Origin of the sequence: Nisaea sp. (assembly GCF_040217065.1) — a bacterium.
GTDB lineage: Bacteria > Pseudomonadota > Alphaproteobacteria > Thalassobaculales > Thalassobaculaceae > Nisaea.
This window is the reverse complement of the sequence record NZ_JAVJNX010000004.1, coordinates 459,200-482,975: the sequence shown is the minus strand read 5'-3', so window position 1 is coordinate 482,975 and position 23,776 is coordinate 459,200. Positions and strand designations below refer to the sequence as shown.

At 65.3% G+C, this 23,776-nt stretch carries 20 protein-coding genes; 11 read left to right on the top strand and 9 right to left on the bottom strand.

Annotation, left to right across the window (positions count from 1 at the left end):
- Positions 1-151: 151 nt before the first annotated feature.
- The gene (locus RH950_RS03775) at positions 152-871 is read left to right on the top strand and encodes a S24 family peptidase (RefSeq protein WP_350053851.1); all 720 of its coding nucleotides are present in this window, start codon (positions 152-154) and stop codon (positions 869-871) included.
- A 77-nt stretch (positions 872-948) separates the two neighbouring features.
- On the top strand, positions 949-1,359 hold the full coding sequence (locus RH950_RS03770) for a YbaN family protein (protein WP_350053849.1): 411 nt from the start codon (positions 949-951) through the stop codon (positions 1,357-1,359).
- Positions 1,360-1,383: 24 nt separating this feature from the next.
- On the opposite strand, the gene RH950_RS03765 is transcribed toward RH950_RS03770, so the two are convergent.
- Positions 1,384-1,914 (bottom strand): copper chaperone PCu(A)C, encoded by a 531-nt coding sequence (locus RH950_RS03765; RefSeq protein WP_350053847.1) that lies wholly within the window; start codon positions 1,912-1,914, stop codon positions 1,384-1,386.
- Between the two features lie 54 nt (positions 1,915-1,968).
- On the bottom strand, positions 1,969-2,403 hold the full coding sequence (locus RH950_RS03760; protein WP_350053845.1) for a hypothetical protein: 435 nt from the start codon (positions 2,401-2,403) through the stop codon (positions 1,969-1,971).
- 101 nt (positions 2,404-2,504) lie between these two features.
- On the opposite strand from RH950_RS03760, the gene RH950_RS03755 reads away from it, so the two are divergent.
- Together RH950_RS03755 and RH950_RS03750 are read left to right on the top strand one after the other, a co-directional pair.
- Entirely contained in the window at positions 2,505-3,857 is a 1,353-nt protein-coding gene (locus RH950_RS03755) for a class I SAM-dependent RNA methyltransferase (RefSeq protein WP_350053843.1), read from the top strand.
- Positions 3,854-4,105 (top strand): ribbon-helix-helix domain-containing protein, encoded by a 252-nt coding sequence (locus tag RH950_RS03750; protein ID WP_350053841.1) that lies wholly within the window; start codon positions 3,854-3,856, stop codon positions 4,103-4,105. Before RH950_RS03755 ends, RH950_RS03750 begins: the two co-directional genes overlap by 4 nt.
- Here RH950_RS03750 and RH950_RS03745 read toward each other — a convergent pair.
- Positions 4,091-7,678, bottom strand: a complete 3,588-nt coding sequence (locus RH950_RS03745) for an AsmA family protein (protein ID WP_350053839.1) — start codon at positions 7,676-7,678, stop codon at positions 4,091-4,093. The two genes, RH950_RS03750 and RH950_RS03745, sit on opposite strands and share 15 nt — an antisense overlap.
- 202 nt (positions 7,679-7,880) lie before the next feature.
- Here RH950_RS03745 and RH950_RS03740 point away from each other — a divergent pair, with 202 nt between their 5' ends.
- Together RH950_RS03740 and RH950_RS03735 are read left to right on the top strand one after the other, a co-directional pair.
- A complete protein-coding gene (locus tag RH950_RS03740; RefSeq protein WP_350053837.1) occupies positions 7,881-8,642 on the top strand; it encodes a sulfite exporter TauE/SafE family protein in 762 nt (253 codons plus the stop codon).
- A gap of 38 nt (positions 8,643-8,680) precedes the next feature.
- The gene (locus tag RH950_RS03735; RefSeq protein WP_350053835.1) at positions 8,681-8,971 is read left to right on the top strand and encodes a putative quinol monooxygenase; all 291 of its coding nucleotides are present in this window, start codon (positions 8,681-8,683) and stop codon (positions 8,969-8,971) included.
- Between the two features lie 29 nt (positions 8,972-9,000).
- On the opposite strand, the gene RH950_RS03730 is transcribed toward RH950_RS03735, so the two are convergent.
- A complete protein-coding gene (locus RH950_RS03730; RefSeq protein WP_350053833.1) occupies positions 9,001-9,837 on the bottom strand; it encodes a hypothetical protein in 837 nt (278 codons plus the stop codon).
- Positions 9,838-10,097: 260 nt separating this feature from the next.
- On the opposite strand from RH950_RS03730, the gene RH950_RS03725 reads away from it, so the two are divergent.
- On the top strand, positions 10,098-10,511 hold the full coding sequence (locus RH950_RS03725; RefSeq protein ID WP_350053831.1) for a DUF350 domain-containing protein: 414 nt from the start codon (positions 10,098-10,100) through the stop codon (positions 10,509-10,511).
- A 3-nt stretch (positions 10,512-10,514) separates the two neighbouring features.
- Positions 10,515-11,393, top strand: a complete 879-nt coding sequence (locus RH950_RS03720) for a S1 family peptidase (RefSeq protein ID WP_350053829.1) — start codon at positions 10,515-10,517, stop codon at positions 11,391-11,393.
- Between the two features lie 24 nt (positions 11,394-11,417).
- Here RH950_RS03720 and RH950_RS03715 read toward each other — a convergent pair whose 3' ends face one another.
- The gene (locus RH950_RS03715; protein WP_350054246.1) at positions 11,418-12,713 is read right to left on the bottom strand and encodes a methyl-accepting chemotaxis protein; all 1,296 of its coding nucleotides are present in this window, start codon (positions 12,711-12,713) and stop codon (positions 11,418-11,420) included.
- 37 nt (positions 12,714-12,750) lie between these two features.
- On the bottom strand, positions 12,751-13,551 hold the full coding sequence (locus RH950_RS03710) for a protoglobin domain-containing protein (RefSeq protein WP_350053827.1): 801 nt from the start codon (positions 13,549-13,551) through the stop codon (positions 12,751-12,753).
- 160 nt (positions 13,552-13,711) lie between these two features.
- Here RH950_RS03710 and RH950_RS03705 point away from each other — a divergent pair, with 160 nt between their 5' ends.
- Positions 13,712-14,962, top strand: a complete 1,251-nt coding sequence (locus tag RH950_RS03705; protein ID WP_350053825.1) for a PQQ-dependent sugar dehydrogenase — start codon at positions 13,712-13,714, stop codon at positions 14,960-14,962.
- Positions 14,963-15,048: 86 nt separating this feature from the next.
- On the opposite strand, the gene RH950_RS03700 is transcribed toward RH950_RS03705, so the two are convergent.
- Positions 15,049-16,374, bottom strand: coding sequence for a serine hydrolase domain-containing protein (locus RH950_RS03700; RefSeq protein ID WP_350053823.1), 1,326 nt, complete (start codon positions 16,372-16,374; stop codon positions 15,049-15,051).
- A 302-nt stretch (positions 16,375-16,676) separates the two neighbouring features.
- On the opposite strand from RH950_RS03700, the gene putA reads away from it, so the two are divergent.
- Positions 16,677-20,564 carry a trifunctional transcriptional regulator/proline dehydrogenase/L-glutamate gamma-semialdehyde dehydrogenase gene (gene putA, locus RH950_RS03695; RefSeq protein ID WP_350053821.1) on the top strand — a complete coding sequence of 1,296 codons (3,888 nt, stop codon included), beginning with the start codon at positions 16,677-16,679 and terminating at the stop codon, positions 20,562-20,564.
- 12 nt (positions 20,565-20,576) lie between these two features.
- Here the strand turns inward: putA and RH950_RS03690 are convergent, their stop codons facing one another.
- Together RH950_RS03690 and RH950_RS03685 are read right to left on the bottom strand one after the other, a co-directional pair.
- On the bottom strand, positions 20,577-21,665 hold the full coding sequence (locus RH950_RS03690; protein ID WP_350053819.1) for an enolase C-terminal domain-like protein: 1,089 nt from the start codon (positions 21,663-21,665) through the stop codon (positions 20,577-20,579).
- Positions 21,662-22,432 carry an SDR family NAD(P)-dependent oxidoreductase gene (locus RH950_RS03685; RefSeq protein ID WP_350053817.1) on the bottom strand — a complete coding sequence of 257 codons (771 nt, stop codon included), beginning with the start codon at positions 22,430-22,432 and terminating at the stop codon, positions 21,662-21,664. Before RH950_RS03685 ends, RH950_RS03690 begins: the two co-directional genes overlap by 4 nt.
- A gap of 168 nt (positions 22,433-22,600) precedes the next feature.
- Here RH950_RS03685 and RH950_RS03680 point away from each other — a divergent pair, with 168 nt between their 5' ends.
- Entirely contained in the window at positions 22,601-23,710 is a 1,110-nt protein-coding gene (locus RH950_RS03680) for an S-(hydroxymethyl)glutathione dehydrogenase/class III alcohol dehydrogenase (protein ID WP_350053815.1), read from the top strand.
- Positions 23,711-23,776: the final 66 nt, after the last annotated feature.

Genomic DNA, 23,776 nt, shown 5'->3' with positions numbered 1-23,776 from the left:
CCATGAGGCGGTGAATCGCGGCCGGATCGGATTTTGCCGGTCGAAAAATACCTACATCACTGACGCTTAGATTGTTTTATCGGAAAAATCATGAGTTATCAATAGGAAAAAAACTCTTGCCTGTCCGATTGAGTAAGTCTAGGCTCCGGGCATGAAGCTTGATCTCCAGCGAAAGCGCATCCTGGAACTGGTGGCGCATTGTGATCCGCCGACGGACCTGAAGAAAGCCTCGCTGGCCTGCGGCAAGAATCACGCCTATCTCCACCAATTCATCAATCGGGGCACGCCGCGCAAACTGCCCGAGGACACCCGCCATGCGCTGGCCCGGCATCTCGGCGTTGACGAGGCGGTGCTGCGGCCGGAACGGGAGGCCTCGGTGCCGGCGCCGATGCGCAGCGCCGGGCCGGGAACGGCCCAGCCGCCGTTCGGCGGCGTCGGTCCGTCCGGTCACGCCGGTCTTGTAGCGGTTCCCGAAGTGCGGGTTTCCGCATCCGCCGGCGGCGGCGCCAATCTCGAGCATGAGCCTGGCGGCAATGACTGGTATTTCGATGCCGGCTGGCTGCGGCACGAGCTCAGGGCCACGGCCCGGGACCTCCGGGTGATATCCATCGACGGCGATTCCATGGAGCCGGTGCTGTGTTCCGGCGACAAGGTGATGATCGATCTGAGCCGCACGGCTCCTTCGCCGCCGGGTATCTTCGTGCTGCATGACGGCATCGGGCTGGTGGCGAAACAGCTTGAATATATTCCCAACAGCGATCCGCCGCGCGTGTTGATCCGCTCCGAAAACCCGCGCTATCAGACATACGAGCGGACGGTCGAGGAGGTGAATATCGTCGGCCGCGTGATATGGTTCGCCCGGAGCCTCTAGGCAAACGGCCGTTCAACACCATTTCTTAACGGGCCGTACCGACAATCGGCGCCTTGCCGGAACGCGCGGAGACAAGAGTGAGCGGACTTCCGAAAACCATCTGCGGCCCCTTCCGCTACGTGCTGCTGGGGGTCGGGATCTTCTGCACGGGGCTGGGCATCGCCGGGATCGTGCTGCCGGGGATTCCGGGCACGCTGTTCCTGCTGATCGCGGTCTGGGCCTTTTCCCGCTCGTCGGAACGGTTCCATCTCTGGATCTACAACCATCCGCGTTTCGGGCGCGGTGTGCGGGCCTGGCATGAGCATGGGGTGATTCCGACGCGGGCCAAGATCGCCGCCGTGACGATGATCTCGGTTTCCTTCGCCATACTCTGGGGCTTCGTGCTGGAGGATTGGCGGCTGGCCGCGGCGACCGGTCTGGTGCTGGCGCTGGTCGCGGCCTGGATCGCCACCCGGCCCGGCGCGGTCAAGCTGGAAGACCTGGCCTGACCGCCCGAACCCGGTAGGCCGGGCTCAGTTCTTCTTCATGCCGTGACCGGACTTCATGTCGTGATTCATGGGTTTTCCGGCGCCGGCGCCGGCGCCGACCGATTCAACCTTCACCTCGACCGTCACCGTGCCGGATTTCTCGAATCTCAGGGTCAGGGGGAATGTCTCGCCTTCGACGAGCGGCGCCTTCAGGCCGATCATCATGACGTGGAAGCTGCCGGGCTTCAGCATCGCCTCGCCGCCGGCGGGGATCGAAACCGGACCGCTCGGGCGCATTTTCATCACCCCGTTCTCGTGGATATGGGTATGCAGCTCGACCCGGTCCGCCACCGCTCCGGAGGCGCCGACCAGCCGGTCGTCGGTGCTGCCGTGGTTCTTCAGGGTCATGAAGGCGGCGCCGTTCCTGGCCCGGCCCGGGGTTGCCCGGGCCCAGGGATGGTCGACCATGATCTCGCCGGCCTTGAATTCATGGGCGCAGGCGATGCCGCCGAACAGCGGCAGGGTGACGACGGCGAGCGCGGCAACCCGCGCGGCGGCTTTTACAAACTGGATCATTGCTCTGTCTTTCGATTGAATCGGATGCGGCAGGGCCGCTGAATGTTAGGCAAGCTAATCGAAAGCTCGGAGAGGCGGCGCCCGGGGATTGCGGAATCGGGCGGCGCTGCGCCGGTAAGCCTGCGCGGGCAGGGCGGCCGGAAGGCGTGCGATGGCGGCATGTCCGGCTGCGGCCGGGGAGACCGGCAGCACTGCCTGGACGGCGAAACCGCACAGGGTGCAATGACCGCACTCCAGCGTGCCGCCATATGTGCTGTCATCCGCCAAATCATCGGCCGGGCCGTCGATGGCGCCGAGGCAGCGGTGGGCAAGGTCCGCGGAAAGGCTTCCGGGCTCGGCCGCGGCGCTGCCGGCGGCCGCCCCGAGGGTGAAGCCCGCCTGGGTGAGCAGGGCGAGAATGCCGAAAACAGCGGCGATCAGCCGGCGCCGGGCATGGCTGTGTCCCGCCGGATTTCGCAGTTCGGTTATTGTCAGCCTGGCGCGTCGCATGTCATCACCATAGCAGGCGCCGCCGACTGGGGTTAGGCGCCATACGTCGCATGCAGAAAAGGGTGGGCTTTATGGGCCGAGGACGGCAGAGAAGCAAGCGGGTGCGGCCGGCGCAACGGCCGGCGGCACGCCGCGGATACCCGGCCAATACGCCGCTCCTCGACGTGGTTGTCACGCGGCTCGGCGGGCGCGGCGACGGGCTGGCGGAAGCGGAGATCAAGACCGGTTATGTCAGCGAGACCCGGCCGCTTTTCATCCCCTTCGCTCTGCCTGGCGAACGGGTCCGGGTGCGGCCGGTTTCCGATCGCGGCGAGGGCGTGGTCTGCGACCTGGTGGAACTGGTTGAGGCGGCGCCCGACCGGGTCGATCCGGCCTGCACCCATTTCATGACCTGCGGCGGCTGTGCCGTGCAGCATCTCGAGGCCGGTGCCTACCAGTCCTGGAAACGGGATCAGGTGGTGCAGTATCTCGGCCGGGCCGGCCTTGCCGATGTCCCGGTGGCGGCATTGCGGACCTGCGCGCCGGCGGCCCGGCGGCGGGCCGATTTCGTGCTGCGCGTGGTCGGCAGGAAACTGGTCGCCGGCTTCCACGAGCGGGGCAGCAACCGGATCGTGGAGATCAGCGAATGCCCGGTGCTGCGCCCGGCGGTCTTCGCCCTGATGGCACCGCTGCGGCAGCTCTTCGAGGGCATGCTGGAACAGGGGCAGTCCGTCGATTGCGTGGTGAACGAACTGGATAACGGGCTCGACCTGCTGCTGCGCCTGCCGGATCATCCCGATCTCGATTTCCGGGAGCGGCTCGCCGCCTTCGCCGATGACCAGGACCTGACCCGGCTGTCCTACCATGCCGAGGGCGACAGCCTGCCGGAAGCGGTGCCGCTGGCCCAGCGCCGCACGCCGGTGATCACCTTCGGCACGGTATCGGTGGCACCGCCGCCCGGCGCCTTCCTGCAGGCGACGGCGGCTGGCGAGGCGGCGATCCAGGAACTGGTGCGCGCGGGCACTGACGGCGCCCGTGCCGTGCTCGATCTCTATGCCGGCTGCGGTACCCTCTGCCTGGCGCTGGACGGCACCGCGGAACGGCTGGCGGTGGAAGGCGACGACGGTCTGCTGGCGGCGATCCGGACCGGTGCCGATGTCGCCAGGCTGGGCGGCCGTGTCCGGACCGAGAAGCGCGACCTGACCCAGCGTCCCTTCGCCGGCAAGGAGCTCGCAAAATTCGATGCCGTGGTGCTGGACCCGCCCCGGGCCGGCGCGCGGGAGCAGGCGGCGGCGCTGGCGGAGTCAAAGGTGCAGCGGATCGTCTATGTCTCCTGCAACCCGGCGACCTTCGCCCGGGATGCGCGGACGCTGGTGGATGGCGGTTATGACTGCCTGCAGGTCACGCCGATCGACCAGTTCCTCTGGACGCCGCATATCGAACTGGTCGCCCATTTCACCCGGCGCGCGCCGTGACTGCGGCACCGGGCGGGGATCCGGCCCGGATCCGCAAACGGACGGTGACGGTTTCGGGGCACGTCACCTCGGTGTCGCTCGAGCAGGCGTTCTGGGAGGCGTTGAAGGAGATCGCCGCCGCCCGGGATCTCTCGATCAACATGCTGGTCTCGGAAATCGACGCCGCGCGCAGCGGCAACCTGTCGAGTGCGCTGCGCGTGTTCGTTCTGTCGGATCTGCAGGGCCGGAAGCCGTCAGTTCCCGAGTAGCCCCTTCAGCACGCCGCGCAAGGCCTTGCGCGGATCGACCTTCTCGACCGGTTCCGTCGGTGCGGAGTCCGGCGTTGTCGCTGTCGAGCCGTCGCTGCCCGAACTGCCACCCTTGTTGAACTGCCGCAGGATGCCGCGCTCGATCACCCGCTGCAGCACATAGGCCTGCAGCTTGTTGGCGTCGAGGATCTGGCGCGGATTGTCGAGCGGTCCGGTCAGGCGCAGGCCGATCGGCGGCGAGTTCGGATGCTGGCTGAGCCAGAACTGGGTGCGGACATCCATCTCCTGCGGCGGCAGGTTGACGACGGCGGTGCCCCGTCCTTCGGCGGTACCGGACTTGAGCGCGATGTCTTCCGATTGCAGCACGCCATTGCTGATCTTGTAGCTTCCGGTCAGGCTGTCGAAGGGTGTCGTACCGCCCTGCATGGCCCGCTGGGCCAGCACCAGGAAATCGACGGACCGGTCGAGCTGCTTCAGCTGTTCGCTCACCGCCGGCAGGTCGAAGCCCTCGACCGTCCCGTCCGTCACCGCAATCGAGCCCGCGCCCTGCAGTCCGGAGACCAGGGCATATTCGCTGCGGCCCGCCGTGTTGAGCGTGGTTTCGTAATCCAGGGTGCCTGTCACCTGCGCTGCGCCGGACGCGGTCATGGCCGCCTCGCGCACATCGGCATTCTTGATCGACAGGGTCAGCCCGGCCGTGGGTGTTGTCGCATGCGTGAGCGAACCCGTGCCCTGAAGCGTGCCGCCAAACAGGCCGGATGACAGGCGGGAGACTGTCAGGGCGCCGGCGTCCAGAACGGCAGCCAGATCGAGCGAGTCGAGCTTGTAGGCGCCATACAGCAGCTGTTCCGCCTTCAGGCTGATATCCGCGTCGAGGGCGAGCAGCCCCGAGGTGTCGATGCTCTCCCGCGACCAGGTCCGGGAGCTGCTTTTCACCGGCACGATCGGGGCGACGCCGCCGGCCGGCGCGGCACTGCCTTTCGGCAGCCAGGGATCGATGGCGATGGTTCCGGAATCAGCCGACAGAGTCAGCTTCGGCCGGGTTCCGCCAAGGGCGAGCGTTGCCGTCCCGTTCAGCGCGACTGGACCGAGGCCGAGCCTGAGGCCGTTGATCTTCAGGGCCGCGGTGCTGCCCTCCAGGCGGCTTTGCATGGTGGCGGGGCCGAGATCGCGTTTCGACGGGGTGTAGTCCGGCGACAGGCTGCGGATCAGGGCAACCACATCGGGATGCGCATAGCGGGTATCGAGCGCCAGCCCGGTGCTGTCGGGGCCGGGGGAGACCGTGCCCTTCAGCCCGAGCTGGCCGCCGCCGAGATCCATGGTGGCGTCGAGGCCGTAGGCGCCGTCCGGCGCCGACATCACGGTTGCCGCGAGCGCCAGGGAGCCGATCGTCATGCCGTCGGGCAGGACACCGGGAGACAGGGTCGCCGCGAGCGTGTTCATGCTCGGATGCTGCAGCTTGAGGGCCAGATCGAGATTCAGCGGCTGCGCCAGCGGCTGCACCACGCCCTTGACCGAGGCGCTGGCACCGGCGGCATTTGCCGTCGCATCAATGGTCAGGGCCGACAGGTCGCCGAAGATACTGCCGCTGAGTCTGGCACCGCCGATGCGCTGCAGCGTCTCGTTCGGCTCCAGTCCGGCGAGGCGGGCGAGCCGGGAGACCGACGTGGCGTCGATCTCGAACTGCAGCTTCGTATTCGGATCGGACACCGCCCCGGCAAGCGAGCCGCTCAACGAGATCTTCGCGCCGGCGAGATCGGCGACGGCAAATCTGGTGACGGACAGCGCGCCATCCTGGATCCGGGCCTCGACCTGACCGCCGAGGATCGTGGTCTTGCGCACCGTGATCTCGTCGAATCCGATCCGGACATTCGCATCGAAACTGTTGAAAGCGACTGCGGCCCGTTCCATCGGGGACCGGCCGGCCGGCCCGGTTCCGCCCGCGGCCCCGGCCGGTGCCGGCTTTTCCGCCGTGCCATCCGGCGGCAGATAGGCATCGAGATTGACCTTGCCGAGATCGAGCGCCAGGCCAAAGGCCGGGCGGTCGCGCAGCAGCAGGGTGAGGCCGCCCCGGATTCGGGTGGTATCGAGATCCATGATCCAGTTGGTCAGCTGCACCTGATCCGGGTTTGCCGAAATGTCGGCACCCAGGCTGCCCTTGCGCAGCCGGCCGGCGGCAACGGAGGAGACGTCGATATCGAGCCAGCCGAGGGTCTCGCGCAGATTGTCCGAGACAAAATCGGCCCGGCCGGAAAATTGCGGGTTGCCGTTGCTGCTCTCCAGGCTGCCGGAGAGGCTGAGATCGGAGCCGCCGGGCATCTGCGCGCTGAAGCTCTTCAAAACCGCCACACCATCGTTCAGCGCGGCCTCGATGCGCGGCTGGCGGATCACCCCGCCGCGATAGTCGACGGCATCGGCGGTCAGGACCAGATCGGCGTCGATTCCGGCGGGGAGCGCAAATGCCGCGCGCGCCGGGGTGCCGGGCGCCGCGGCGCCGGCGGCTGTCGCCTGTGCGGCGCCGGACGGGCTCTCCAGGGCCGTCAGCAGGGTGTCGAGGGCAAAGCGATCGAAGGCCAGGGCGGCATTGACTGCGATCCGGTCATCGAGGGCGGCGGTGACGGTGCCCTTCGCCGAGAGCCCGCCGGCCGTCAGGACCAGATCGCCGAGCCTGGCCTGTTCCGCGGAGGCTTCCAGTTTCGCGGACAGTTTGAACGGGCCGGCGAGGGCGGCCGGCAGGGCTTCGGTACCGGTGCCGAGCGGCGCCAGGGCGGCACCGGCGGCTACCAGATCCTTGCCGGCGGCCGTGACCGTGCCCATCAGCCGCGGCGCGTCGCCGAGCACCAGCGTGCCGCCATAGGACAGCTCCGCCGCCTTGCCGGCGACGGAGAGCACGGCTTCAAGCGGCGTCGCCCGCCCGGCATCGATCTTGCCGGTCGCCGCGGAAAGCGTGACCGGGACATCCCTGTAGCGGAAATCACCGGTCAGCCTGAAGGGGCCGTTCAGGCTGCTGGCGCTGAGCGCGGCGTCGAGACCGGCGACGGTATGGGCGGTTTCGGTGCCGTGATCGAAGAATGAGATCCGGCCATTCTCGATGGTGGCGCCGTCGAGGCTGAAATCGATCGCTCCGGCGTCGGCGGCTCCGGAGCCGGCCGCCTCGGATGCCGTGTCCGGCGCCGCGCCGCCGGGCGTGCCGAAGGTCCAGTTGTTGCGTCCGTCAGCGAATTGCTCGAGTGCGACGACAGGGTCTTTCAGGGTGACGGAGGCGACCTTGATCTGGCCGCGCAGCAACGGCGCCAGGGCGACATGGATCTGCAGGGCGCCGGCCGAGACAAAGGTGTCGGCCCTGCCGCCGTCGATATTGGCCAGCGTGAGCTGCGCCACGGAAAGGCGCGGCGCCGGGAGGATCTGGAAACTGATGTCGCCGTCGATCTCGAGCCGGCGCCCGGTCTGCTCCTCGACGGTCCGCGTGATCTCCGCCTTGTAGCTGTTCCAGTCGACGAAACTGGGCCCGACCAGGACGATCGCGCCGAGAACGACGATAAGCGCCAGAACTGCCAGAACCAGTTTCTTCACGAGGGGCCTCCAAAGGGTGCCGTCGACGCGTCGCCGACAGGGGCTGTTGAAATCTACGACAGCAATATGACCGAAATCGGATGCTCACTCTACAGGGCGCGTTATGCGGTACAAGTCGGCTGACGCAACGGGATGGCGGGCGGACGCGGATGCGCTAAGCTGCGGCCGCTTCTGACAATCCCTGTGCCGGGGGGCACGCATCGTGATCGAGTTTTTACTGCCCGACTCCGTGCCGTTATGGGCCGGTATCGCGTTGATCCTGTTCAGCTACGTGACGTCCGCGATCACCGTTACCTTCGGCCTTGGCGGGGGCGTCATGATGCTGGTTGCGATCGGCTCGGTTCTGCCGCCGCTGGCGGTGATTCCGGTGCATGGTGTGGTGCAGTTCGGCTCCAATGCCGGCCGTGCCTATATGATGCGGGCGCATGCCGAGCGCAGGATTTCCGGATTTTTCGTGATCGGTGCACTGCTTGGCGTCGCCGTCGCGGCGCAGGTCGTCATCTCGGTCCCGCAGGCGGCCCTGCAGGCGGTGCTGGCCTGTTTCATCCTCTACACGGTCTGGGGCCCGAAACTCGGCAAGCACAAGATTTCGGCCGCCGGTTTCATCGTGGTCGGCGCGGCGACCACATTCGCCACCATGTTCGTCGGGGCGACCGGCCCGCTGCTGGCCGCGTTCCTGCCGCCGGACCGCTACGGCAAGATGGTCACGGTGGCGACCCACAGCGCCTGCATGACCGTACAGCACGGCGTGAAGGTCGTGGCGTTCGGCATCGTCGGCTTCGCCTTCCCGGAATGGATCCCTCTGATCGCCGCCATGATCGCGACCGGGTTCCTCGGCACGGCGACGGGGAAACGGTTTCTGGAGCGCATGCCGGAGCGCATCTTCGCGATCGGTTTCAAGACCGTTCTGACGCTGCTGGCGGCGCGCTTGCTCTGGGTCGGTGTCAGCAATTTGATGCCGTGACCCGGACCGGTCCATTTTGTTTCTGAAAGGACAAGAACATGTATGTCATCACCGTCGAGTTCCACATCAGGCCGGCCATGGCGGAGGCTTTCAGGCCGGCCATGCTCGAGAATGCGGCCGCATCCCTGCGGCTAGAGCCCGGATGCAGCCTGTTCGAGGTCTGCTTCGATCCGCAGGACCCGGCGCACTGCTTCCTCTATGAGGTCTATGAGGATGAAGCGGCCTTCAAGGCCCATCTGGGGAGCGCCCATTTCAAGGCGTTTGACAGCCATGTCGCGCCGATGATTGAGCAGAAGAATGTGACTGTCTGGGAGCGTGCCGGCGATTGAGCCGCAATTGCCGAAACGCCGCCGGGCGGCTATTCCGCGGGAACCGGTTCCGGTATCCGCTCGGCGCCGGGCAGCACGGCGGCTGCCTCGGCCTGAGCCTCTGCCGCCATCAGCGGCACCGGGCGCATCACCGGGTGCATCTTGATTGAACGGATCTTGAGGTCGTGAATCGCATCGCGGGGGACGTATTCCACGGCGATCCGGGCGAGCTGCCGCCGCAGCTGCGGCACCCGGATCTGCCAGACCGCACTGTCGACCAGCCGCTGGATTTCGGTCTGGCAATGCAGGGAGATCGCCTTGGATTTCTCGCGGATGACCTGGGCGCTGGCCGGGCCGGGCGCGGTGAAGACGACGTCGATCACGCATTTCTGGTCGAGCCCGCGGTCGGTCTCGAAATAGACCTCGATCGGGGGCTTCAGCCTGACCGGCTCGATCCGGATATAGCGGTTGGGATCATGGCTGACGATCGGCTCGAAATGCAGCACGCTCATCATCGCCGTGATCAGGCATGTGCCTATCGTGATGAAGCCGAAAAGATGGGCCCAGGGCATATGGTCGAGGGTGACCGGTATCATCGGGTAGGTGACCAGCCGATGGTAATAGTCCGGATCGACCCGCCAGTTGAAAATATTGATGTGCAGCAGGAAGGAGAAATCGCCCCAATCGTTCAGGGTCGGTCCGATGCCGAGGATTGCCGCGTTGTAGAGGGCAACCACGAGACCTGTCAGGAAGATCATCCCGAGGGCGGAAACCAGTCCGACACAGAGATGCCACTTCATCCAGTATGCGGCAACCTCAACGCGATAGCGGTGCATGACACGTGCTTCGCGTTCGGCCTGCTCGTCAAGGATGATGTAGCGTGGCATCACCGAAACTCGTTTCCTTCAGAAGGTTGATCGACGATTTGATTTCCAATCTTAAACCAAATTTCATCAAATGGCTTAAAAATAATTTTCAACTCATCGCCGTTCAGCCGACGATTCACTATAAACGCAATCAGAGGTGAATATCCCTAAAAATTTCGAATATTTTGTGGTGCTCCGATTCCGGTTGTCCCATATGTAGTGACCGGCGGCCGTGGAAGCGGTTATTGTCCGGCGGGTGATTCGAGAAAGGGATTTTGCCGATGTCCGGTGTCTTCAGCAGCCTGGCGGCGGGTCTGCCCTATCTGGTCGCGCATTTTGCGGCCAGCCTGGGAATGCTCATGATCGGCACGGTGATCTATATGAGGATCACGGCGCATGACGAGCTGAAGCTGATCCGGGACGGCAATGCGGCGGCCGCGCTGTCGCTTGCCGGCGCCATTCTCGGGCTGGCGATCCCGCTCGCCTTCTGCCTGGCGGCAAGTGTCAGCCTTCTCGATATCCTGATCTGGGGCACGGTCACGCTGCTGATCCAGATACTGGTCTTCCGGGTGACGGATCTCACGGTGCGCAATCTTTCCCGGCGGATCGAGGATGGCGAGATCGGGGCCGCGACGCTGCTCGTCTCGATCAAGCTCTCGGTTGCCGCCCTGAACGCGGCGGCTGTTTCGGGCTAGACCATGAAGCGCTCCCTTCCGCCCGAAAAGCTCGGCATCCTCGGGGCCGTGGCGGCTTTCATCCTGGCGGCGCTGTTCGAATGGGGCGGCGACCAGCTGCAGCCCGCGCCTGACGCGCCGCCGGTTCGCCCCCGCCATGAAGCGGCGCCGGCTGCACCGGACGCCGGGCAGGTGCCCGGCCGTACCTTGCGCCGGCCGCTACCGCCTCCTGGACCCGGCGATTTGAGATTGCAGGTCGAAGCGCGGCACAAGATCCAGAGCGGTGTCGGGACGGCCTTTGTCATCTCGCCCGGATACTGGCTGACCGCGCGGCATGTCGTCGAAGGCTGCGACCGGCTCGGCTTCGTGGTCGATCGCCGGCATGTGGTGCCGATCCGTGACAGCGCGCTTCAGCATCCGGATGCGGATATCGCCCTCGTGCAGGCCGATGCGGGCCGCTCTCCCGCGCTCTCCCTGGGGCCGCTGCCGGAGATCGGCGATGTCGGATACCATTACGGCTTCCCGGGCGCCGGCAAGGGCCGGGTAACCTCCACTCTGCTGGGCCGAGGAGATCTGCGCTCGACCGCGCTGCGCGGCCTCGGCCGCCTCGTCCTGGTCTGGGCCGAGACCGGCCGAGAGGGTGTGGCCCCGGGCAGTCTCGGCGGCATCAGCGGCGGGCCGACGCTGGATGAAGCGGGGCGCCTGGTCGGCGTCGCCATCACCTCGAACACACGGCGCGGGCGTGTATCCACGGTTGCGCCGCGCACGATCCGGCACATGCTGACAAGCGGGAAAGTCCCGGTCGACGGCGCGGCGCCCTCGGCCTGGGCCGCCGCGCCGTCCTTTGCCGAACTGGAGCGTATCGGGACCGTCCGGCAGCTCTATTGCAAGGTCAACAGCTAGCCGGTTTGCCGGATGCCGGCATGTTCAGGGCACGAAGGCGCAGCGCATGTTGCCCCAGGGGCGCCCGGACAGGGTGATCGGCGCGTCGATTTCCTTGAGCAGCACGTTCTTTCCGCCGCCCATGTCCCGGATATAGGTCTGCAGCTGATAGGGCTCCCTGTTGCCGGCGGCGAGCAGGCCCGCCCGGTCGTCGAAAATCCGCCGGTTGCGGCAGTTGGCGGCGTTCCAGACCGGGTCGTCCGGGCGCTGCGGCTTTGAGACCGCGACATTGTGCGTGCCGATATAACCGTTCCGGTCGGTTGCGCAGAGCAGACGGATGCGATCGTCGCGCTCCTTGTGATGTTCCTGGATCGGAGTCAGCAGCTCGTCGGTAAGGTCGACAAACCTGGTGGAAAACTGTGTCGGGTTGGAGCCCGGGATCACCGCATAATTGTTGTCGAACATGTCCTCGAGCGAAATCCGGCCGGAACTGACAGCGGACTCGAGGGCCGTCTCCACCTCGCCTGCAGCGGTCATGCAGATGTCGCGGAAGACGTCATTCTCGCTCAGGGCCTGCTCGATCATGGAGCCGACCATTTCGGCCGCCATGGCGTCGATATCCTCGAAGGCGACATGAATGCCGAGAGATGTCGCGGCCACCACCCGCGCCGGGATGCGGACCCCGTTGGCGAGCGTGATGTTGCCGAACGTCGCCGGCACCACGCTCTCCTGGCTTTCACAGAGCAATAGGGCGCCACGGGGCGAGAGATCGGCGATGAAGCCCTGTTCGTTGATATCGCCGAACTGGATGGTCCCGTCGATCACGGTCGGCACCCGGTCGGTGCCCCGGCGGTTCGCGCTCTCGCCTGCCCGCACCACGATGCCGAGCCGGCGTTTCATGTCGCTGACATTCAGGCTGACATTCTTCGCCAGGGTTTCGATCGTGCTGGCCGACCGGCTGGTGCGCTCGGCATGTTCGGCCACCTTGGCGATGGACGCGGCAACCTGGCCGGTCATGTCCGATGCCTCGCTGGAGGAGCGGCCGATTTCGGTCGTGGCGGCCAGCTGTTCCTCGACGGCGGAGGCGACGCCCGAGGAAATGCCGTTCACCTCGGCAATCTTCGACGCGATCCCGGTGATGGCCTCGACCGAGGAGCGGGTTGCGTTCTGCACCCCGGCGGTATGCTGGCTGACATCCTGGATGGCGTTCTCGGTCTGCTGTGCCAGCGATTTCACCTCGGAAGCGACGACGGCAAAGCCCTTGCCCGCCTCGCCCGCGCGGGCCGCCTCGATCGTCGCGTTCAGGGCCAGCAGTTTGGTCTGGGCGGCGATGGTGTTGATCAGGTCGACGACGGAGCTGATGTTCTTGGTGGCTTCCTCAAGGGCGGAGACCTGCGCGCGCGCTGTCGGCGCTGTCCGTCGCTTCGCTGGTCAGCCGGGCGGAGTCGGAGACCTGTGTGGCGATCTCCTGGCTTGATGCGCTGAGCTGCTCGGTTGCGGCGGCAACGGAATTCACGTTGTTCGCCGTGATGTCGGTGGCGCCGCGCACTTCGTTCACCAGCGCTGCCATTTCGGTGGCGGCGGCGGCCAGGCTGTTGGTCAGTTCGGCTACCCGGCCGGCCTGCAGCATGACTTCCTCGACGGTCTGGTCGATTTCCCGCTCCAGGGTGTCGGCGAGATTGAGGACCTGCTGTTTCAGCTTTTCCGCTTCGCCCGACGAGTTGTAGGCGTCCAGCGCCATATCCATGTCCACCGCAATGGCCTTTGCCACGGCATTGCAGTACCGGGCGGCCGTGTCGGCGCGTTTGTGTTTCCGCGCGATCAGCGAGAACAGGCGCGGCTGGATGAAGGCATAGGCGCCGATATACCAGCGCGGGGTCAGCCCGATGCGGGAGTGGACGGTGCCGATCCGGCGGGCGCGCTCGAAATAACCGGCGTTGAATCCATCGTTGAAAACCGACTGCCAGTGCTCGGTCTGGGCTTCCTTCAGCGCCTCGATGCTGCGTCCCTTTTTCAGGATGATGGCTGTTTCCGGGGCAGAGCTGATGTGATCGTAGAACGCGTCAAGGATCAGGGGCAGGCCACTCTTGACCAGGGGCCATATCTCCGAGAGTGCCGTGAGGACCGACTGGTCGATCTCGGCAAAAGCCCGTCGCGCGTTTTCCGTCTGATCCGTCATTCGCTGTTCTTCCCCTCTTATGACGCTTGCGAGCCGTTGTCCGGCTTCGGTCTTGCGCATTCTGATCAGGCTCGGCCTGAATTTCGTTCTGTAAACAGTACAATAATGTTCTGGATAATTTACGGGAAAATAGACCGGATGTTTTATGTGGATATAGGCTGTGTCCTTTCCTGAAGCCGTTGTCCGCATCGCGGGCCTTGCAGGCGGCGCCCGGAATGCCATGTCCATGTCAGCTATTGAGGCGGAGGATGACATGCAGGCGCGATCTTTTTCACGGCGGCCCGGCCGGAGAGTCGGAGCAATAAGCGGCATGCTGCTGCTTGGCATGACGGCCTGTGCGGCCGTCGCCGACATGCCGATGACCGAGCGTTCCGAGGTCCACGATTTCAGGGTCACCAGACTGGCCGGTGGCCTGGAACATCCCTGGGGGCTCGCCTTCCTGCCGGACGATCGCATTCTCGTGACGGAGCGGGAAGGGGCACTGCGCATTGTCGGGCCGGACGGGCTGGAGCCGGAGCCGGTAAGCGGCACGCCGGAGGTCTATGCCTCCGGTCAGGGCGGCCTGCTCGACGTGGTGCTGCATCCGAAGTTTTCCGAGAACCGGCTGGTCTATCTGTCCTTTGCCGGGCGGGGTGACGGCGGCGCCGGAACCGAAGTCGCAAGGGCGCGTCTTGACGGCAATGCGCTGACGGGCCTTGAGGTGATCTTCCGGCAGCACCCGAAGGTCGGCGGCGGCAGGCATTTCGGCTCCCGGCTCGTCTTCGCGCCGGACGGCACGCTGTTCGTCAGCATGGGCGACCGGGGCGGTTACATGAACGAGGCGCAGAATCCCGGAACCCATATCGGCACCATTGCCCGGATCAATGATGACGGCTCGGTGCCGCAGGACAATCCGCTCGTCGGCCGGTCGGGCGCCTTGCCGGAGATCTATTCCTACGGGCACCGGAACGTGCAGGGCATGGCATTGCGGCCCGGCACCACCACGATCTGGGCGCAGGAGCATGGGCCGCGTGGCGGTGACGAGGTGAATATCCTCCGTCCCGGCCGGAATTACGGCTGGCCCGCGATCACCTATGGCATCGATTACAGCGGCGCCATCATCTCCGACAAGAAGGCCGCACCCGGCATGGAGCAGCCGGTGGTCTACTGGGTGCCCTCCATCGCGCCGAGCGGGATGGAATTCTATGACGGCGACAAGTTCCCGAACTGGCGCGGCAATCTCTTTGTCGGGGCGCTGGCGCACATGCATCTGCGGCGGCTGGTGCTCGATGGTGATCGGGTGACGGAGCAGGAAGTGCTGCTGGAGGATCTGGAAGAGCGCATCCGCGCGGTGAAGCAGGGGCCGGACGGCTATCTCTATGTTCTGACGGACAGCTCCGGCGGCGACTTGCTGCGACTGGAGCCGATGTAATCGGTTCGGGTTGCCGGCGTGTCGAGGGGCTGGTTCTCCTTACAGCACGGCCGCTTTTCTGATCTGCCACGCGTGACCCGGATCGCTTACTTCGACATCAGGTATTCGGCCACTGCCTGATAGGCTGGCAACGACGTGGGGTCGATGAAGCTGTTCTGCGCCTTCGGGAATGAGGCGAAGCGTACCAGCACCATCTCAGCGGTCGGGTCAATGTAGATCGTCTGCCCGTAAACTCCACGCGCGGCATAGGCTTGATGGGCATTGTGGAAAACCCACCACTGGCTGGTGTAACTACCCTGCGGAATTGTCGGGAAACCGGTGAACTTCGCCGGATCGCCGCCGGTGCGGATCCTTTGCGCCACCTCCGCCGGAAACAAGCGCTCGCCGTTGATCACACCTTCGTTCAGCATGACGAGCCCAAGCCGTCCGAGGTCGCGCAGGCCTGCTGATAGACCGCCGCCGGCGAAGGGGACCCCCTTGCCGTCGACCGTTTGGTAGGCATCCTGCTCCATCCCGATCCGCCGCCAGAGCCGTTCCGAGGCGAGATCGGCTACGGACTTGCCGGAGACCCGCGAGATGATCCATCCCAGCATGTCCGAGTTGATTGTCTTGTAGTGGAACTGTTCGCCGTGCTTGCCGTCCGGCTTCACTTGCTGCAGGTACTCCCAATATCCGTCCGGACCATTGTATCCCTCGGGCTTGGGCAGCGGGCTTGCCGCAGCTGAATAGATCCAGATATCTGCTTTGGGGTCGGAGTAGTCCTCGGAGTACCGGACGCCGGTGGTCATATCCATGACCTGGCGGACGGTGGCGTTCGCGAAAGCGCTATCCTCGATTTCGGGGATGAGGTCGCGCACCGGAAGTGTTTCGTCCAGGGCGCCTTCTTCGACCAGGATTTGGGCCAGAAGCCCGGTGAGCGACTTCGTCATCGACATGGCGGCATGCTTGCCGTCTTCTCTGAGGCAGCCAAAGTAGCGTTCGTAAACGACCCGCTCCTTATGGATGATCAGTATGCCGTCGGTGTAATTCGCGTAGAGCGATTCCTCCCATGTCATCTCGTCGTTGCTGTTCGACGGCTTGAAGGTCAGCATGTCGATTGCCTGCCGTTCGCCGGAGAGTTCCTCAGGCGGAAGATATTGCAGCGATATGGGGGCGCCGAGTCCGCGGCTGATTTGTTTCGTTGGAAGGAGTTCTCGCAGGTGGCAGACCGACCACCGGAGCTTCGGAAAATTGAAGTAATCCGAATCCGGCTGCGTAATCAGCTTGTCGGGCGCGGGCGGGAAACCGTCCATCCAGCCCATTACGCGCGGGTCGGTCTCTCTTGCTGACTGTGCGGTTGCATCAGGTGCCGATGCGAGTGTCACGGCAATCGCTGCAGCTAAAACGATCAGCTTAGAACCTGAAAGTGGCATTGACGAATCCTCCCGTCCAAGTCAGGGCTTGCTCTTGCAAGGGTGTTCTTGATCCTTGTCTGCGGAGCAATTTTCTGGCGCCGGCTATGAGGAATGTACTTCGATTGTTGATGTGGCTGTATATCGGAAAGATATCGTCCGACTGCGTTGTCTCGGCGCCGCTCGAGACGGGTTTTCATGACCACCGGCCGCTACTGGAGTCGATGCAATCGGTCTCGGTTACCCTTTAAAAGAATCAGGTTGCACCTGCAAGGCGTTGCTGGTGTAACCTTCGCTTTCGGATCGATCCAGGGGAGGCGGTAATGGCGGCACAGACCATAGGTGTGAAGGTCAGCGAGGACTTGCGGGCGCGGCTCAAGAATGCCGCGGACCTGATCGGCCGTACGCCCCACTGGCTGGTGAAACAGTCCCTCGTCGGCGCCATCGAGCGGATCGAGCGGGGTGAGCCGCTGGACGGGTATCTTTCGGGCGATGCCGATCGCGATTTCGATGAAAACATGCTGGCCGGCGAGCAGCTCACCCGGCCGTTTCTGGAGTTTGCCCAGGGTGTGCAGGCGCAAAGCGTGTTGCGGGCGGCGATCACGGCGGCCTACCGCAAGCCGGAGCCGGAATGCCTGCCCTATCTGATTTCCGAGGCGACCCTGCCCCCCGCCAAGCAGCGGGAGGCGGCCCGTCTGGCCCGTACCCTGGTCGAGTCCTTGCGCGAGAAGAGCGTGCGCGGCGGCGTCGAGGGCTTGATCCACGAATATGATCTCTCCAGCCAGGAAGGCGTCGCCCTGATGTGCCTCGCCGAGGCGCTGCTCCGGATCCCGGACCGGCAGACCCGGGACGCGCTGATCCGCGACAAGATCTCCAGCGGCGACTGGAAATCCCATCTCGGCCATTCCCCCTCCATGTTCGTCAATGCCGCCACCTGGGGGCTTGTCGTCACCGGCAAGCTGACCGCGACCCAGAGCGAGGACAGCATGGGCGCGGCGCTGACCAAGATGATCGGACGTGGTGGCGAGCCGCTGATCCGCAGCGGCGTCGACGTTGCCATGCGGATGATGGGCGAGCAGTTCGTCACCGGGCAGACCATCTCCGAGGCGCTGGCGAACAGCCGGTCGATGGAGAAGAAGGGCTTCCGCTATTCCTACGACATGCTGGGCGAGGCGGCGACGACGGCCGAGGACGCGGCCCGCTACCTGAAGGAATACGAGCAGGCGATCCATGCCATCGGCAAGGCCTCGAAGGGCCGCGGCATCTATGAAGGCCCCGGCATCTCCATCAAGCTGTCCGCCCTGCATCCGCGCTACTGGCGGATGAAGCAGGACCGGGTGATGAACGAGCTGCTGCCGATCCTGAAAAAGCTGGCCCTGCTCGCCCGTTCCTATGATATCGGCCTGAATATCGATGCTGAGGAAATGGACCGGCTGGAGCTTTCCCTCGATCTCTTGGAAGCCGTTTGCTTCGATCCGGATCTGGCGGACTGGAACGGTATCGGCTTCGTGGTGCAGGCCTATTCCAAGCGCTGCCCCTTCGTGCTCGATTACCTGATCGACCTGGCCCGGCGCAGCGGCCACCGGCTGATGATCCGGCTGGTGAAGGGCGCCTATTGGGACAGCGAGATCAAGCGCGCCCAGGTGGACGGGCTGGAGGAATTCCCGGTCTTCACCCGGAAGATCCACACGGATGTTTCCTACCTCGCCTGCGCCAAGAAGCTGCTGGCGGCGCCGGACGCGGTCTATCCGCAATTCGCCACCCATAATGCCCAGAGCCTCGCCGCCATCATGCAGATGGCTGGGCCGAACTATTACGCCGGCCAGTACGAGTTCCAGTGCCTGCATGGCATGGGCGAGCCGCTCTATGAGGAAGTCGTCGGGCGGGACAAGCTGAACCGGCCCTGCCGGGTCTATGCCCCGGTCGGCAGCCACGAAACCCTGCTCGCCTATCTGGTCCGGCGTCTGCTCGAGAACGGCGCCAACACCTCCTTCGTGAACCGGATCGCCGACTCGGCCTTCTCCATCGACGATCTGATCGCCGATCCGGTGGCGGAGGCCCTGAAGGTCGAGCCGGTCGGCGCACCGCATCCGAAAATCAGCGCGCCGCGCACGCTCTACGGCCCGGAACGGCCGAACGCGCAGGGACTGGATCTGTCGAACGAACACCGGCTGGCCTCCCTTTCCGCCGCTCTGCTGTCCAGCGCGGAGACCTTCTGGCAATCGGCACCGACGGTGGAGGGCGCCGCCGAAACCGGCCCGGTGCGCGAAGTGCGCAACCCGTCCGACCGGCGCGATCTGGTCGGCACCGTGCGCGATGCGGACGCGGCTGTGATCGATAGGGCCTTCGAGATCGCCGAGGCCGCGGCGCCGGTCTGGGCGGCGACGGAACCGGCAGAGCGTGCCGCCCTGCTGATGCGGGCCGCCGACCTGATGGAAGCCCGCATGCCGGTGCTGATGGGCATTTGCGTGCGCGAGGCCGGCAAGACCATGGCCAACGCCATCGCCGAGGTGCGCGAGGCCGTCGACTTCCTGCGCTATTACGCGATGGAGGTGGAGACGAAATTCAACATGGACAGCCACCGTCCGCTCGGGCCCGTGGTCTGCATCAGCCCGTGGAACTTCCCGCTGGCGATCTTCACCGGTCAGATGTCGGCGGCACTGGCTGCCGGTAACCCGGTGCTGGCGAAACCGGCGGAGGAAAGCCCGCTGATCGCCGCCGAGGCGGTCCGGCTGATGCACGAGGCAGGAATTCCGAAGGACGCGCTGCAACTGGTTCCGGGCGCGGGCGAGGTCGGCGCGGCCCTGGTCGCGGACAGGCGGGTGCGCGGTGTCATGTTCACCGGCTCGACCGAAGTTGCACGGCTGATCCAGGCCGGCCTTGCCGGGCGTCTTGCGCCGGACGGCACGCAGATCCCGCTGATCGCGGAGACGGGCGGCCAGAACGCCCTTATCGTCGACAGCTCGGCCCTGCCTGAACAGGTCGTCGCAGATGTCATCATGTCCGCCTTCGACAGTGCCGGTCAGCGCTGCTCCGCCCTGCGTGTGCTCTGCCTGCAGGAAGATGTCGCCGACCGCATGCTGGAGATGCTGAAGGGCGCCATGCACGAGCTCGCCATCGGCAATCCGGACCGGCTCTCGACCGATGTTGGCCCGGTCATCACGGCGGAAGCGCAGGCGGGTATCCGCACGCATATCGAGACCATGCGGGAGCGCGGCAACAAGGTCGAACAGCTCGACCTGCCCGCCGACACACGGCACGGCACCTTCATCCCGCCGACCCTGATCGAGATCGGCAGCCTGGCCGAGCTGGAGCGCGAGGTGTTCGGCCCGGTCCTGCATGTTGTCCGCTTCAGGCGGAAGGGGCTGGATGCGCTGGTCGACGACATCAACGCGACCGGCTACGGCCTCACATTCGGGGTGCATTCCCGGATCGACGAGACCATCGACCGGGTGGCCCGGCGGATCAGGGTCGGCAATGTCTATGTGAACCGCAACATCATCGGCGCCATCGTCGGCGTGCAGCCGTTCGGTGGCCGTGGCCTTTCCGGCACCGGCCCGAAAGCGGGCGGCCCGCTCTATCTCACCCGGTTGCTGGCACGCCGCCCCTTCAGCTCGGCGATCTCCGACCGGGCGCCGGATGTTGGCCCGGAACCGGCGCACCAGCTCGAAGCCTGGCTGCGTGAGGCAGGCCGGACGACGGAAGCGGACATGACGGCGGCCTATATCGCCCGCTCGCCCCTCGGCACCGATCTGGATTTGCCGGGTCCTGTCGGGGAGCGGAACCGTTATCTGGTCCACCCGAAAGGCCGTGTCGCGGCCATCGCGCAGGGCGAGGCCGGTTTGCTCCGGCAGGTCGCGGCCATCCTCGCGGCGGGGGACGAGGCCGTCTTGCAGGAAAGCGATGCGGCCAGCGCGCTGGTCGGCAGCCTGCCCGCCGATCTCAAGGAGCGGGTGCACCTGACACAGGACTGGCAGGCCGAGACCGAGCTCGCCGCCGTGCTGTTCGAGGGAGACGCGGATGCGCTGATCACCGTGCAGAAGCAGGCGGCGGAACGGGACGGCCCTCTGGTCGGCGTGCAGGGCGTGTCATCCGCAGGGCTCGTGTCCGACCGGGAGGATTACTGCCTCGACTGGCTGGTCGAGGAGCAATCCATCAGCATCAACACGGCGGCGGCCGGCGGCAATGCCAGCCTGATGTCGATAGGCTAGGCGGTCTGGCGGTCAGGCCGCGTATTCCGCGATCGCTTTGTCGTCCCAGACAATGCCGGCACCAGGCAGGTCGAGCGGGCTGACCATGCCGTCCACGATCTTTGGCCGCTCCGCCAGAATACCGGCGGCGAGGTCGAACCATTCGAGGATGTGAGCGGTCGGCGTCGCCGCCAGCAGATGCACAGAGTGATCCGGGAAGAGATGGCTCGATACCGGGATATTGTGCGCGGCGGCGAGGCCTGCGACTTCCATCCAGCCGGTAACGCCACCAATCCGCATGGCGTCCGGCATGGCATGGTCGATTGCGCCAGCCTCGATCATCTTCGCCATGTCACGGGCGCCGTACCAGTTCTCTCCGCTCTGTACCGGCGTCGCGATTGCCGCGCGGACATTGGCGTGTCCCTCGAAATCATCCCAGGCCACAGGCTCCTCGATCCAGGCAATGCCTTCATGGTCGAGCAGATGCATGCGCTTGACGGCTTCCTCGGCGGTGAAGGCCTGATTGAAATCCATCGCCGTCCAGGCGTCGTCCCCGGCGACCGATCTGATCGCGCGGGCAACGGCAACATCGACCCTCGGATCGGGATCGCCCGATTTGACCTTGAAAGCCCGGAAGCCGTCTTTCAGGGAGCGCTCAATGTCCCGGGCGGTCTCTTCCGGTCCCATCTGGCCGAGGCTGTCATAGACCCAGACCGGACGCGGCTCTGCGCCGAGCAGGGAGGCCAGCGGCAGTCCATGGGCCTTCGCCAGCGCGTCCCAGAGAGCCATGTCGATGCCGCCGACGGCACAGGCCATCAGGCCCGGATAACCCGCCAGCCGGGTGCGGGTTTTCAGCATGGTCCAGATGTCGCGCGGCATCAGCGGCTGGCCCTTTATCAGCTCCTCAAGTTCGGAGACCAGGAGCGCGAGCGGGCGGAGGAAGAAGGCGGCATAGGGAAACAGATAGGCGGAGCCGGTGACGCCCGCATCGGTCTCGATATCCAGCAGGACCAGCGGCGCGGCCTCAAGTGTCCCCGACGCGGTCTTGTGCGGCTGCGGCAGGGGCGCTGTGACGGTGCGGACCCGGAAGCTGCCGATCCTGATGTCTTTCCCGCCGGTCATTTGACGGCCACCCGGTAGGCGGAATTCTGCAAACCCGCGCCCATCCAGCCGCCATCGACGCCGATGGACTGGCCGGTGATATAGGAGGCCTTGTCGCTGAGCAGGAAGGATGCGAGCTCGGCGACTTCCTCCGGCTCGCCATAGCGGCCCATCGGAATGCCGACCATCCAGTCTGCGACGGCCGCCTCGTCCTGCACACCGGCGATCAGCGGCGTGTTGATCGGTGACGGACAGAGCGCGTTGACCCGGATCCTGTGCTGGGCCAGCTCGATGGCGGCGGTCTCAGACAGGTTGATCACCCCGGCCTTGGCGGCGCCATAGGCGGCCCGGTCGGCACAGCCGCGCACACCGCAGACGCTCGCCAGTGTGACGATGGACCCGCCGCTTCCCTGCTCGACCATGACCAAAGCCGCCGCGCGGAGTGTCGAATAGACGCCTGTCAGGTTGATGGACAGGACACGTTCGAATTCGTTGGTGTCGGATTCGAGGATGGGCACCCGGTAACCGATCCCGGCGCTGGCGACGCAGGCGTTGAGACCGCCCATGAATTCGGCCCCGGCGCGGATGGCGATATCCAGTGCCGCCGCATCGCGCACATCCGTCGCCGCCGTCATCACCCGGTCGCCGCCGAGACTTGTCTGCGCGTCCGCCAGCGCCTTCTCGTTCATATCCAGCAGGCAGACGGTGCCGCCGTCCGCGAGGATCTTCTTTGCGGTGGCATATCCAATGCCGCTGGCCCCGCCTGTAATCACCGCTTTGATACTCATCGTCCGGTCTCCTCCCGATTTTTTTGTTGCCGCTATCTTTCCCTGCTTTTCCGAACAGGTCGAGAGCGGTGGCGGTTTCGGAACGCTCCGAGACGCGCATTGCAAAAGCGGAACTGATGAAAGACTGTATGCGTCCAATTCCGATAAAGGCACGAGAGGGAGCACCCCATGGAAACCAAAGCCGCCGTTGCATTCCAGGCAGGCAAGCCGCTCAGCATCGAGACCGTCACGCTGGACGGGCCGCGCGCGGGCGAGGTGCTGGTCGAGATGAAGGCGACCGGGATCTGTCACACGGACGAATTCACCCGCTCGGGCGACGATCCGGAAGGCATCTTCCCGGCGATCCTCGGCCATGAGGGCGCGGGCGTTGTGGTCGAGGTCGGCCCGGGCGTGACCAGCCTGCAAAAGGGCGATCACGTGATTCCGCTCTACACCCCGGAATGCCGTGAGTGCGAATACTGCCTCAATCCGAAGACCAATCTCTGCCAGAAGATCCGCACCACCCAGGGCGCGGGCCTGATGCCGGACGGCACCAGCCGGTTCTCCATCAATGGCGAGAAAATCTTCCACTACATGGGCTGCTCGACCTTCGCCAATCACTCGGTGATGCCGGAGATTGCGCTGGCGAAAGTGCGCAAGGACGCTCCGTTCGACAAGATCTGCTACATCGGCTGCGGCGTGACCACCGGCGTTGGCGCCGTGGTGAACACGGCCAAGGTTGAGCCGGGCTCGAACGTTGTTGTCTTCGGTCTCGGCGGGATCGGCCTGAACGTGATCCAGGGCGCCCGCATGGTCGGCGCCGACAAGATCATCGGTGTTGACCTGAACCCGGCCCGCAAGGAAATCGCCGAGAAATTCGGCATGACCCACTTCGTCAATCCGAAGGAGGTCGAGGGTGATCTGGTGCCGTATCTGGTGGACCTCACCGGTGGCGGCGCCGATTACAGTTTCGAGTGCATCGGTAACGTGAACACCATGCGCCAGGCGCTGGAATGCGCCCACAAGGGCTGGGGCGAGAGCATCATCATCGGCGTCGCCGGTGCCGGTCAGGAAATCTCAACCCGCCCGTTCCAGCTCGTCACCGGCCGCTCCTGGCGCGGCACCGCCTTCGGCGGCGCAAGGGGCCGGACGGATGTGCCGAAGATCGTCGACTGGTACATGGACGGCAAGATCGACATCGACAGCCTGATCACCCACACCATGCCGCTGGAAGACATCAACAAGGGCTTCGACCTGATGCATGCGGGCAAGAGCATCCGCAGCGTGGTGGTGTATTGATCGAGGGGTAAGCCCTCCCCAAGTTCGTCATCCCGGACTTGATCCGGGACCTTTCGAGGAGTTCGC

What these genes read in the sequence shown, in the direction of transcription:
- RH950_RS03680 (WP_350053815.1), top strand. Translation starts at nt 22,601, where the DNA reads ATGGAAACCAAAGCCGCCGTTGCATTCCAGGCAGGCAAGCCGCTCAGC.
- RH950_RS03775 (WP_350053851.1), top strand. Translation starts at nt 152, where the DNA reads ATGAAGCTTGATCTCCAGCGAAAGCGCATCCTGGAACTGGTGGCGCAT.
- RH950_RS03690 (WP_350053819.1), bottom strand. Translation starts at nt 21,665, where the DNA reads ATGACCGGCGGGAAAGACATCAGGATCGGCAGCTTCCGGGTCCGCACC.
- RH950_RS03720 (WP_350053829.1), top strand. Translation starts at nt 10,515, where the DNA reads ATGAAGCGCTCCCTTCCGCCCGAAAAGCTCGGCATCCTCGGGGCCGTG.
- RH950_RS03735 (WP_350053835.1), top strand. Translation starts at nt 8,681, where the DNA reads ATGTATGTCATCACCGTCGAGTTCCACATCAGGCCGGCCATGGCGGAG.
- RH950_RS03765 (WP_350053847.1), bottom strand. Translation starts at nt 1,914, where the DNA reads ATGATCCAGTTTGTAAAAGCCGCCGCGCGGGTTGCCGCGCTCGCCGTC.
- RH950_RS03725 (WP_350053831.1), top strand. Translation starts at nt 10,098, where the DNA reads ATGTCCGGTGTCTTCAGCAGCCTGGCGGCGGGTCTGCCCTATCTGGTC.
- RH950_RS03710 (WP_350053827.1), bottom strand. Translation starts at nt 13,551, where the DNA reads ATGACGGATCAGACGGAAAACGCGCGACGGGCTTTTGCCGAGATCGAC.
- RH950_RS03730 (WP_350053833.1), bottom strand. Translation starts at nt 9,837, where the DNA reads ATGCCACGCTACATCATCCTTGACGAGCAGGCCGAACGCGAAGCACGT.
- RH950_RS03760 (WP_350053845.1), bottom strand. Translation starts at nt 2,403, where the DNA reads ATGCGACGCGCCAGGCTGACAATAACCGAACTGCGAAATCCGGCGGGA.
- putA (WP_350053821.1), top strand. Translation starts at nt 16,677, where the DNA reads ATGGCGGCACAGACCATAGGTGTGAAGGTCAGCGAGGACTTGCGGGCG.
- RH950_RS03685 (WP_350053817.1), bottom strand. Translation starts at nt 22,432, where the DNA reads ATGAGTATCAAAGCGGTGATTACAGGCGGGGCCAGCGGCATTGGATAT.
- RH950_RS03700 (WP_350053823.1), bottom strand. Translation starts at nt 16,374, where the DNA reads ATGCCACTTTCAGGTTCTAAGCTGATCGTTTTAGCTGCAGCGATTGCC.